Origin of the sequence: Burkholderia sp. LMG 13014, from assembly GCF_905232215.1 — a bacterium.
Lineage (GTDB): Bacteria > Pseudomonadota > Gammaproteobacteria > Burkholderiales > Burkholderiaceae > Burkholderia.
The window spans coordinates 1-11,713 of sequence record NZ_CAJNKE010000155.1 but is presented as its reverse complement, the minus strand read 5'-3'; the positions used below and the strand labels follow the sequence as shown (position 1 = coordinate 11,713).

General features: G+C 62.0%; 10 protein-coding genes and 1 pseudogene. 10 read left to right on the top strand and 1 reads right to left on the bottom strand.

Annotated elements, in window-relative coordinates:
* A pseudogene (locus tag JYJ84_RS17165) lies at positions 1-354 on the top strand (hypothetical protein); the annotation flags it as partial.
* Between the two features lie 867 nt (positions 355-1,221).
* Here JYJ84_RS17165 and JYJ84_RS17160 read toward each other — a convergent pair.
* On the bottom strand, positions 1,222-1,800 hold the full coding sequence (locus JYJ84_RS17160) for a hypothetical protein (RefSeq protein WP_175219822.1): 579 nt from the start codon (positions 1,798-1,800) through the stop codon (positions 1,222-1,224).
* Between the two features lie 775 nt (positions 1,801-2,575).
* On the opposite strand from JYJ84_RS17160, the gene JYJ84_RS17155 reads away from it, so the two are divergent.
* The 9 genes from JYJ84_RS17155 to JYJ84_RS17115 all read left to right on the top strand — a co-directional run.
* Entirely contained in the window at positions 2,576-4,006 is a 1,431-nt protein-coding gene (locus tag JYJ84_RS17155) for a P-loop NTPase fold protein (protein ID WP_175219824.1), read from the top strand.
* Between the two features lie 110 nt (positions 4,007-4,116).
* A complete protein-coding gene (locus tag JYJ84_RS17150) occupies positions 4,117-4,797 on the top strand; it encodes a DUF2971 domain-containing protein (protein ID WP_175219826.1) in 681 nt (226 codons plus the stop codon).
* A 448-nt stretch (positions 4,798-5,245) separates the two neighbouring features.
* Positions 5,246-6,130 (top strand): sap1 transcriptional regulator SapR, encoded by an 885-nt coding sequence (sapR, locus tag JYJ84_RS17145; RefSeq protein ID WP_175219828.1) that lies wholly within the window; start codon positions 5,246-5,248, stop codon positions 6,128-6,130.
* 24 nt (positions 6,131-6,154) lie between these two features.
* Complete coding sequence (ddpX, locus tag JYJ84_RS17140; RefSeq protein ID WP_175219830.1) at positions 6,155-6,718, top strand: D-alanyl-D-alanine dipeptidase; 564 nt, start codon at positions 6,155-6,157, stop codon at positions 6,716-6,718.
* 70 nt (positions 6,719-6,788) lie between these two features.
* Positions 6,789-8,390, top strand: coding sequence for an ABC transporter substrate-binding protein (locus JYJ84_RS17135; protein ID WP_175219832.1), 1,602 nt, complete (start codon positions 6,789-6,791; stop codon positions 8,388-8,390).
* Between the two features lie 10 nt (positions 8,391-8,400).
* Positions 8,401-9,471, top strand: a complete 1,071-nt coding sequence (locus JYJ84_RS17130; protein ID WP_122947327.1) for an ABC transporter permease — start codon at positions 8,401-8,403, stop codon at positions 9,469-9,471.
* 66 nt (positions 9,472-9,537) lie between these two features.
* Positions 9,538-10,452, top strand: coding sequence for a nickel transporter permease (gene nikC / locus JYJ84_RS17125; RefSeq protein ID WP_175219834.1), 915 nt, complete (start codon positions 9,538-9,540; stop codon positions 10,450-10,452).
* A 1-nt stretch (position 10,453) separates the two neighbouring features.
* Positions 10,454-11,368 carry an ABC transporter ATP-binding protein gene (locus tag JYJ84_RS17120; RefSeq protein ID WP_175219836.1) on the top strand — a complete coding sequence of 305 codons (915 nt, stop codon included), beginning with the start codon at positions 10,454-10,456 and terminating at the stop codon, positions 11,366-11,368.
* On the top strand, positions 11,365-11,713 hold a 349-nt coding region (locus JYJ84_RS17115; RefSeq protein ID WP_205189316.1), incomplete at its 3' end, for an ABC transporter ATP-binding protein. The genes JYJ84_RS17120 and JYJ84_RS17115, both read left to right, overlap by 4 nt.

Genomic DNA, 11,713 nt, shown 5'->3' with positions numbered 1-11,713 from the left:
CTGACCGTCGCGTCCGCCGCGATCGAGGGAAGCGCGGGCGCCTACCTGCAGGCGATCGACGAACCCGGCGGCACGATGCTGATCGGCAGCGGGAACCACGAGGTCGTGTTCACCGCGACACGCGACATCGCGCGGCTGAACGTCTACGTCACGCACCCGTCCGGCTCGCCGTCGCCGCTGCTGTGCGAAGTGCAGGTCGACGGGCAGGCGCAGCGCAAGGGTACCGAACTGATGGCGCACTTCTCGTATCGGATCGTGGCCGGCACCGTCATCACGTTGCGCTCGACGAGCCTCGGCGGCCAGCAATGCAATGCGATCTGGCGGCTGCGCGAGGCGCCGGACATGCAGCAGTAGGCTGCCGGCGGGCTGCCGTTCGCTTGCAGGCCGCCCACATCCGGGACGCATTCGACCCGGCGATCACGACCGTCGCGTTCGACCGGCCAGATCGACAACGCGCGAGTGTGAGATTGGCATCCCATCGCTTGCCACTCGACTTCGGCTGCTTCGCGCCCGCCCTTCGTGCGGATGCAGCGCTCGAGACCGTACAGCGCGGTCAGATCGCGCAATCGACTGAGCGGCAGGCTTTCGATACGCGTGGATTCGAGCGGTGAAATACGCGGCGGGCCCACGCCGATCCGCACCGCCGCTTCGGCTTGTGTCAGCCCCGTGGCTGGCGAGCGGACGACAGGGTCTCGCTCGGTTGCGCGGGTGTATTGACGATGAAATTCACGGCGTGGATTCCTGTAGGCGCTAAACGCAACATATTCCTGACAGGCACAAACGCAAAATATGCCTGACAGGAATAATTTGCCGGCGTACTCATGCCCCTTCCCCGCCATCCAGCGCGCTTCCGACTGTCGAGATTCACTCTACTTGGAATTTCCCTCGCTCAACGTTGAGCTCTGAAGTTACTTCAAGGTTGTGGTCGAAGCCGGTCCGCCAGCTTTAGGGTTGCTCTGTGGCTCGGTTCGGCCAATATCCGACGATCAACGTAGGCACCGGAATCGTCGACACTCGCGCGCCGTCAGATGAAGCGCGTCTCGACCGCAGCAAAGACAACAATGTGCAACGTGAACATCGGTTTCGATGCGTGCCTGCGAACACCCACTACTGCCGGCGCTGCAGGGAAAGAAAGGGGGATCGCCTCGTAGGCAGGCCCACAGTCAACTAAGACGCCGCCAGCCCGATCTCCAGCAACAGGTCCACAGCATCGGTACGCAGCTAGCGTGGTGGATGCGCATCCAACCATTGTTCTGTGCGGCTCAGCAAGTCTTTGACAGCCTGTTCGACCCATTCGTCCCGTTCTTTCAGCTTGCCCGCATACTCCACCATCATGTCCAGATGGGTTCGGGTAAAAAGGTTGGTTTCCGGTGGCCCGTTCATGGTCTTGAGCCGTTTATATTCGGCCACCGACGCGTTATTTAGGCGGAAGGAGTCGAGCAAGCCACGCGCTAGCGCATAGGCCCTGATAATCGAGCGGCGCAGTTCTGCGTCATCCACCTTGCCGACCATCCCAACGTTGCCGACGAACACCGGGAACGGTTCAGCCGTTACGGGGTAGATGAAATTGAACGGTTCGTCTGCTCGCAGTGCCTTAAGCTTTGGGTGTATCTCCTGGTTATAGCCATCCCAAGCCGTCTGCACTTCGTCACAGATCGCCTGAACGAACGCGCGGGTTTCGGCCACGTCATCGGCTTTCTTGTCCGAATACTGCCTACTGTAGATCCAGACCGCGGCACCGACAGCGGCCAGCGATCCAACGCCCTGTATGACACCCGAGATATCACCAAGTGCGCCCATAGGAATTTTCCTTTTGTTTATGGGAAGCGGTAAGCGGCCAGTGCAACTGACTGCGCAGCAGCACGCGGCCGAACCACCCGCCGCGTCCATCAGTTCTTGTCAGCAACAGGATCCCACGTTGCACACATCGTCCATCTGCTGTCTGACACTGGGACGTGTCGTGCTTGTCCTGCGTGCAGAGCTTGGTTGCCGTCATTTAGTTCCTGTCGCCGCAATGATAACGAAACCACGTGGATCACTAAACGGCTACGCGCGGCGCGCAGTGACAGCAGCTGTCAGGCTCGTGGCCAATGCAGCGAGCAAAAGCGACCGAGTCGAACGGCGTTGCTACCGATTGACGCTTCGATATGTCACCGTCGGTTGGGCGTCCGCTTTCACGCGAATCAACTGACCGCTTCGGGTCGATCTGCGCCGGTCGCGTGTGATGGGCGGCGGCCGACCGAGTTCGGCCATGAAGGGTCGTTCGCCTGTGTCGGCATCGTGACATTCGGGCGACTGCTTTGCACCATTAGACGAGCAGGTGAGTGACGCGATTACCGGCCACGCGCCGGAGGCTCCGTGGGCCGGAGCTACGGCGGGCTGACATACACTCTGGCCCCGCTCGTTGCGGCTAAAGTGCGCATATCAGTACCCGGCCTATGCCTTCCCGTTCGACCCACGCCCGAGGCGTAGGCCATCCCTGCCGCGGTTGCGTCTGCCGCAAGATTGCACGAGCGGGTGTATCCCGTTGTCAATCGTGTATTCTTACGTTCTATTTTCGAGAAAAGATAATAATATGGCGGACGGACAATCAATCACTGATCAACCATTTGCGAACGATCAGTTAGATAGAAAGAAGGCTGCTGAATTCCTCACTAACTACCTCGTCGGACGCCATAGGGTCGCGGGCAGCGTTCCGGGAAATGAAAGCTTTGTCCTGAATGTAAACGCCGAATGGGGCCTTGGCAAAACGTACTTCCTTCGTGAGTGGGCAAGGATGTTGCGCGCACAAGGACACTTCGTTGTGTACTTTGACGCGTGGGAAAATGATTACTTAAGCGATCCCTTCGTCGGCTTTATGTCGGCGATCAACGCTCATCTTAAAGACAGCCTTCCAACGAAAGGGAAGATTGCACAGCAAGCCCGCGCGATGGCCCGAGCGGGAACCCACGTAATCAAAACGGCGGCCCCCGGCATTGCGTTTGTGGTCTTGAAGAATTTTACCGGCATAGATGTAAATGGCGATATCGTAAACCATATCAAGGAAGCGGCAAAGAGTGCGGGCGTGGAAATAGTTTCGACCATAAAAACCGACCTCGAAAAGCAAAATAAAGACCTGAAAAATGCGATAGACGAATTTAAAAAGTCATTTTCATCTTTTGCTAAAATTTATGAAAGTAAAGCATCTCTCAAACTACCGATTTTCTTAATGGTAGATGAATTGGATCGGTGCAGGCCGTCTTACGCGATAGAGCTTCTTGAAAAGATCAAACATATTTTTCGCATCGAGAATGTCTATACGGTAGTCGCAACGGACTCCCAGCAGTTAGGCCATTCCATAAAGGCGGTGTACGGGTCCGAGTTCGATTCGCGCAAGTATTTGCGACGTTTTTTTGACCATGAATCGCGCCTCGATACTCCGCAGTTTGGGCAACTCGCCGCAGCGATGCTGACCCAGCGCAATTTGGCCGACGATCCGAAAATAATCAACGTAATACAGCGACCTGACGGATCGCCCTCACATGCAGAGGCCTTGTCTGATATCGGCCAAATGATGAAGCTCACAACTCGCGACTTCATGAGATCAATCGACATATTGGACACGATACGAATAACACAATCGAATGAAATCGATTTGATTTTTATGGGTTTCCTTATAATGCTATACGTCGCTCATATGGACTTGTTCGACGCATACGACCGCACCGGCGCGGTGCCTGAGCTAAATAAGGAATTAGGTCAGCGAGTCGATCGCCGCATTGGCTGGGCCGAGATACAAGAGCTCGGTCATGACGGTCGTCGTGATTTTGAAGCGCCGGTATTCGATTGGTTACTGAAATACATGGATGGTGTTTGGCACGAACGGCCATACGAAAACAAAGACTCGTGGATCATGTTACGCCAAGCGATACTTGGACTCGTCACGGGGCCGACAAAGACAGCAAAGCAAAGGAGTCTCCAGCAGTATCACAGAATTGTCTCTATGGCTGGTCACTTTAGCATCTAAATCTACTCGCAGCTCAACTATAGAAGCCTGTACGTTTCAGAGGGCGTTATGCCATGATTATAAACCTAAAACCTGAAGATGCGGATAAATACATTTATCGGATCATATCCATGGAGCATCTGACTGCATGGTTTGAAAATCGTGAAAATGTAATGGTGAAGCCGAATAAATGGGATGATCCATTTGAAAATTTCATCCTGCGATCAAAGGTAAAATTGCCAGAGGGGAACATTATTGAGTACCCTTTTCATGATTCCATGTACGGGCAATGCTGGTCTTTGCATAAGGCGTCGGACGCCATGTGGCGGATATACTCGAAGGAAAAACTCGGACTACGCGTCCGCACGACGATTAGAGGTTTGATAACAAGCCTCGCTAGGCATCATGGAAGATTGCCGCAGGCAACATGCGCCATAGGCAAGGTGCGCTACCTCAAAACAAGGGATATCGAAAAGCAAGCAAATCAGACGTTCAACGACAGCGGACTGGCTGTAGATAAGATTTTCGAAAGCTTGCTATTCAAAAGAATGGCATTCAAACACGAAAATGAGGTTCGCCTCCTATATTGCGAGCTGGATCAAGATGCATGTGGAAATGATCTGCATAAATATGAAATCGATCCAAACGAACTGATTAGTCAAATCATGATTGATCCTCGCCTCTCAGAAGGGGAGGCAAGGGAAATTAAATCAACCATTAAGGCCAAGCTCAAGTTCAAGGGCGACGTTAAGCGTTCGATGTTGTACGCCCCCCCGAAGATTTTAACCGTTGGCACAACCGGATCAATATAGACATTCTGCGAATCGATAGGTGCGTTGGTCGCTACCGGTCATTCGCCACGCTAAGCCCGGGTGCGGCAGCAGGCTCCCGAGAACCCGACTTGGATGACCGGACCTAACTGGCAGCGGACGTTACGACAACGCAAGTGCGGATGGCCGCTCGGGGTCGATGAGAGCCGGCCGGCCGTGCGCGGACGGGCCAAGCTGCCTTTGAAAGTTCAAAGTTGAATGAACGGCAAAGCAGATAGTTCAACGTTGAGTGAACCGCGAATTCAACATTGAATGAGCGGGTTTGCCGGTACGCAGTGTACGGCCAGCAGGTCGAAATCAAGTTGAGTGAATCTCGACACCGACCCTATCACCTATCCTCACACCATAGTTTTTATCCGCTGGCGCGAATGATTTTGGCTTCGTTAGATGGATGACATTCGATCATCAGACGACAACGATCTAACAGCCGATGACCTGCGCGTTCGCCCATACCGTCGAATCCCGCTATGCCGAGCTGACGCCGACCGCCAAGCGCATCGCGAGCTACATGCTCGCGAACCTCGACCGGCTCGGGCTCGAGACGGCCGACCAGATCGCGCAGCAGGCCGGCACCAGCGGCATCTCGGTCGGGCGGTTCCTGCGCAGCGTCGGCTATCGCAATCTCGACGACCTGAAGCGCGAGCTGCGCGGCGGCGGCGGCGACCGCCCCTGGATGATCACCGACCGGCTCGACGAATACCGCCGCGTCGCGGGCACGCAACCGGCCGAACCCAACGGCAGCGGCACCGAAGGCCCGCTCGCGTCGTCGCTCGAACGCGAGCTCGATGCGATCCGTCACGTGTACCGGCTCGCCGAAGGCCCGGTGTTCGCACAGGTGGCCGACCGGATCGCCCATGCGGATGCCGTGTTCATCCTCGGCATCCAGTCGACGCGCGGGATCAGCAACGCATTCAGCAGCTACCTCGAATACCTGCGCCCGCGCGTGTTCTATTCGGACGGCCAGTCGGGCTCGTACGTCGATTCACTGAACTCCGAATTCGAGCGGCCGTATTGCATCGTCACCGATACGCGCGCGTATTCGCGCAGCGCGCGCCGCTATTGCCAGGCGGCCGCCGAGCGCGGGCAGCCGTTCGCGCTGGTCACCGATCTCTCGTGCCCGTGGGCACGCGACTGGCCGGCCGACCTGCTGCAGGTGAAAACCGACGTCGGCCAGTTCTGGGATTCGCTCGCGCCGCTCACCTGCCTGTTCAACCTGCTGATCACGGCCGTGGTCGACCGCCTCGGCCCCGCGATCGACCGGCGCGTCGCGCGCAACCGCGAACTGCAGCACACGTTCGATCAATTCGAATCCTGAATGCGAGGGCCTTGCGAACCGCCGATGAATACTCACCGCCTCGTTGAAATCACGCCCGCCACGCATCGCGTCGACATCGATCTCGTCTACGCGACCGACCGCAACCTGACCGGCAAGCCGATCTACCGCCACGCGCACTGCCTGCTGCTGGAGCCGGCCGAAGCCGCATTGCGCCGCGCGGTGAACATCGCGGCGCAGGCCGGCTTCACGCTGCGCATCTACGACGCGTACCGGCCGCCGCAGGCGCAGCAGGTGCTGTGGGATTTCCTGCCCGATCCGAATTTCATCGCCGACCTCGGCCGCGGCTCGAATCACAGCCGGGGCACCGCGCTCGACCTGACGCTCGTCGGCGCGGACGGCGAGCCGCTCGACATGGGCACCGGATTCGACGAGATGGTCGCAGCCTCCGGCCACTTCCACGCGGGGCTGCCCGAAGCCGTGCAACGCAACCGCCTGCTGCTGCTCGGCGTGATGCACGCGGCCGGCTTCGCACATATCGACAGCGAGTGGTGGCACTACGAATTGCCGGGCTCGCGCGCGCTGCCGCAGATCGACAACGCCGACAGCGGCCCGTGGCACCTGATGTGATGGCCATACGCATTCCCTTCACCGTTCACGTTCGACGCTTTCAACGACTTCAACGACAGATGGAGCGCACATGAAACTGCTGACATCCCGGCTCGTCGCGGCGCTGGCCGCCGCGTCCGTACTCGCCGCCGTTCCGCTTTCCGCCGCGCGCGCGGAAACGCCGAAGGACATGTTCGTGATGGCCACGCTGCTCGACGAATTCACGACGCTGGATCCGGGCGAGATCTACGAGCTGGTACCGGAGGAATACGTCGCGAACACGTACGACCGGCTCGTGCGCGTCGACCTGCGCGACCCGTCGAAATTCAACGGGGACGTCGCGCAGTCGTGGACGGTGAGCCCCGACGGGCTGACCTATACGTTCAAGCTGCGCCCCGGCCTGAAGTTCCACTCGGGCAACCCGCTGACGGCCGACGACGTCGCGTGGTCGATCCAGCGCGCGGTGCTGCTCGACAAGGGCCCGGCCGCCGTGCTGACCGGCATCGGTCTCACGAAGGCGAACGTCGTCGCCAATGTGAAGAAGCTCGACGACCTGACGGTGTCGGTCACGACCGACCAGAAGTACGCGCCGACCTTCGTGCTGAACGTGCTCGGCTCGTGGCCGGCGTCGGTGCTCGACAAGAAGCTGCTGCTGTCGCACCAGCAGGGCAACGACTTCGGCAACGCGTGGCTGAAGACCAATGAGGCCGGCTCGGGCGGCTACAAGCTCGTGAAATGGACCGCCGGTGACAGCCTCGTGCTGCAGCGCTTCGACGGCTACCGGCTGCCGCTCGCGATGAAGCGCATCGTGCTGCGCCACGTGCCCGAAGCCGCGAGCCAGCGCCTGCTGCTGGAGAACGGCGACGTCGATGCGGCGCGCGACCTGAGCCCCGACGATCTCGCGTCGGTCGTGAAGTCCGGCAAGGCGAAGGTGTCGGCCTCGCCGCAGGCGACGCTGCTGTATCTCGGCCTGAACACGAAGAACCCGACGCTCGCGAAACCCGACGTGCAGGAAGCGCTGAAGTGGCTCGTCGACTATGCCGGCATTCAGGGCAACGTGGTGAAGACGACCTACAAGGTGCACCAGACCTTCCTGCCCGAAGGCTTCCTCGGCACGCTGAACGCGAACCCGTACAAGCTCGACATTGCGAAGGCGAAGGCGCTGCTCGCGAAGGCCGGCGTGCCGAACGGCTTTTCGGTGACGATGGACGTGCGCAACGACTATCCGTACACCGAAATCGCGCAGGCCGTGCAGGCGAACTTCGCGCAGGCGGGCATCAAGGTGCAGCTGATCCCCGGCGACAACAAGCAGACGCTCGCGAAATACCGCGCGCGCCAGCACGACATCTACATCGGCGAATGGTCGGCCGACTATATCGATCCGCACAGCAACGCGCAGGGTTTTGCGTGGAATCCCGACAATTCCGACAAGTCGAGCTATAAAATGCTGGCCTGGCGCAACAGCTGGGACATCCCGCAACTGACGAAGGAAACCGACACCGCGCTCGCCGAACCGACCGCCGCGAAACGCGCGCAACGGTATCAGGCGATGCAGAAGGAAATGCTCGCGCGCTCGCCGTTCGTGATCATGTTCGAGAAAGTCGCGCAGGTCGCGACGCGGCCCGGCGTGAGCGGGCTCGACGTCGGGCCGATCAACGATCTCGTGTCGTACCGCAACCTGAAGAAGCAATAAGATTCGCCGCATGTCGACTCCCGTCTCCTCCCTCGAAGCACTGCGCACGCTGCCCGCGCGGCGCCCGGCCGTGCGCTGGGCCCTGCGCGTGCTGCGCTGGGCGCTTACGCTCGCCGTCACGTTCGTGGGGCTGCTCGCGCTGACGTTCGTGATCGGCCGCAAGGTGCCGATCGATCCCGTGCTCGCGATCCTCGGCGATCGCGCGTCGGCCGAGGCGTACGCGGCCGAACGCATCGCGCTCGGGCTCGACAAGCCGCTCGTCACGCAATTCCTGATCTATGCGCGCGACGTGCTGCACGGCAATCTCGGCATGTCGCTGCTGACCGCGAACCCGGTGCTCGACGACATCAAGCGCGTATTCCCGGCCACGCTCGAACTGGCGACGATCGCGACGCTGATCGGCATCGCGATCGGCGTGCCGCTCGGCGTCGCGGCCGCCGTGAAGCACAACCGGCCCATCGACCACATCGCGCGCTTCGTCGGGCTGATCGGCAATTCGGTGCCGCTGTTCTGGCTCGGACTGATGGGGCTGCTGCTGTTCTACGCGAGGCTGCACTGGGTCGGCGGGCCCGGCCGGCTCGATCCCGTGTACGACGGGATGGTCGATACGCGCACCGGCAGCCTGCTGATCGACTCGGCGCTCGCGGGCGAGTGGGACGTGTTCCGCAACGCGGTGTCGCACATCGCGCTGCCGGCCGCGATCCTCGGCTACTACTCCGTGGCCTACCTGAGCCGCATGACGCGCTCGTTCATGCTCGACCAGCTGAGCCAGGAATACATCGTCACCGCACGCGCGAAGGGGTTGTCGGAACGGCGCGTGATCTGGCGGCACGCATTCGGCAACATCATGGTGCCGCTGCTCACCGTGATCGCGCTCACGTACAGCAACCTGCTCGAAGGCTCGGTGCTGACCGAGATCGTGTTCGCGTGGCCGGGGCTCGGCTCGTACCTGACCGGCGCGCTGCTGAACGCCGACATGAACGCGGTGCTCGGCGCGACGCTCGTGATCGGCGCGATGTTCATCACCGTCAACCTGCTGACCGACGCGTTGTACCGCGTGTTCGATCCGCGGGCGCGCTGAGGGCCGCATCGACATGACCGCTTCCACCCTGCTTCTTTCATCGCCCATGCCGAAGGTCATCCAATCATGAACGCCGAGCGCCTCACGCTGCGCGCATGGCTGCTGTCCGACGCACCCGCGTCGCGCTCGCAGGCCGCGCTCGGCCTCGCGTACCGACGCTGGCGCCGGTTCGCCACCAACCCGCTCAACCTGTTCGGGCTCGCGATCCTCGTCGCGCTGATCGTGGTCGCGATCATCAGCCCGCTGGTCATGCCGCACGATCCGCTGCGCCAGGTGCTGTCCGACCGCCTGCTGCCGCCCGGCTCGCCGTCGCACTGGTTCGGCACCGACCAGCTCGGCCGCGACATCCTCTCGCGACTGATCGCCGGTTCGCGCCTCACGCTCGGCATCGCGCTACTCGTCGTCGTGATCGTCGTGCCGATCGGCCTCCTGATCGGCACGACGGCCGGCTATTGCGGCGGCTTCGTCGACAGCGTGCTGATGCGCATCACCGACGTCGCGCTCGCGTTCCCGAAGATCGTCCTCGCGCTCGCGTTCGCGGCCGCGCTCGGGCCCGGCGTGATCAACGCGGTCGTCGCGATCTCGATCACCGCGTGGCCCGCGTATGCGCGGCTCTCGCGCGCGGAGACGATCCGCATCGCACAGGCCGACTACATCCACGCCGCGCGGCTGCAGGGCGCGTCGGGCCCGCGCATCCTGCTGCGTTACATCATGCCGATGTGCATGTCGTCGGTGATCGTGCGCGCGACGCTCGACATGGCCGGCATCATCCTGACCGTCGCGGGCCTCGGCTTCCTCGGCCTCGGCGCACAGCCGCCGAGCCCCGAGTGGGGCTTCATGGTCGCGTCGGGCCGCAACGTGCTGCTCGACGCGTGGTGGGTCGCCACGCTGCCCGGCGCGGCGATCCTGCTCGTGAGCCTCGCGTTCAACCTGCTCGGCGACGGGCTGCGCGACGTCTTCGATCCGCGTCATGGAGCGTGACATGCCACTGAATTCCGCCCCCTCGCCCGTGCCGCTCTGCGAAATCGACGGCCTGAAGATCGGCTTTCGCGGGCACGACGGCACCGTCACCGATGCCGTGCGCGACCTGTCGCTGACACTCGCCCCCGGCGAACGGCTCGGCATCGTCGGCGAATCGGGCTCCGGCAAATCGCTGACGGGCCGCGCGCTGCTCGGCCTGCTGCCCGACGCCGCGCGCTGGTCGGCACGCACGATGCGCTTCGCGGGCCACGACCTGCTCGCAATGGCGCCGGTCGAGCGCCGGCGGCTGTGCGGCAGCCAGATGGGGATGATCCTGCAGGACCCGAAATATTCGCTGAACCCGGTGATGACGGTCGCGAAGCAGATGGGCGAAGCGTTCCGGCTGCGCGAGCCGGGCCTGCGCGGCCGCGCGCTGCGCGAGCGGATCGTCGACGCGCTGTCGGCGGTGCAGATCCGCGACCCGGCGCGCGTGGCCGATGCGTATCCGCACGAGCTGTCGGGCGGCATGGGCCAACGCGTGATGATCGCGATGATGGTGTCGACCGGTCCGCGCCTGCTGATCGCCGACGAGCCGACTTCCGCACTCGACGTCGCCGTGTCGATGCAGGTGCTCGCGGTGCTCGACGCGATGATCGCGCGGCACAACACGGGCCTGATGTTCATCAGCCACGACCTGCCGCTCGTGATGTCGTTCTGCGATCGCGTCGCGGTGATGTACGCGGGCCGCGTGGTCGAAACCTGCGCCGCGCGCGACCTGCGCGACGCATCCCATCCCTATACGCGCGGGCTGCTCGCGGCGAATCCGCCGCTCGCGAACCCGCCGGACGAACTGCCCGTGCTGCGGCGCGATCCGGCGTGGCTCGAGCCCGCGTCGCACGCCGGCACGCCCGCCGATCGACAGGAGGCCGCACGATGATCGACGTCGATCACGCATCGATCCGTTTCCCGACCCGCACGGGTCACGTCGACGCCGTGCGCGACGCGAGCTTCGCGGTGCGCGACGGCGAGGTGTTCGGGCTCGTCGGCGAATCGGGCTGCGGCAAGTCGACGCTGCTGCGCGCGCTGACCGGCCTCGTGCCGCTCGCGTCCGGCGGCCTGTCGATCGACGGACGCCCGGTGGGCGGCACGCCCGATCGTGCGTTCCGCCGTCACGTGCAGATGGTGTTCCAGGATCCGTACGCGTCGCTGCATCCGCGCTTCACGGTCGACCAGACGCTGCGCGAGCCGCTGTCGATCCACGGCATGGGCGACACCGATGCGC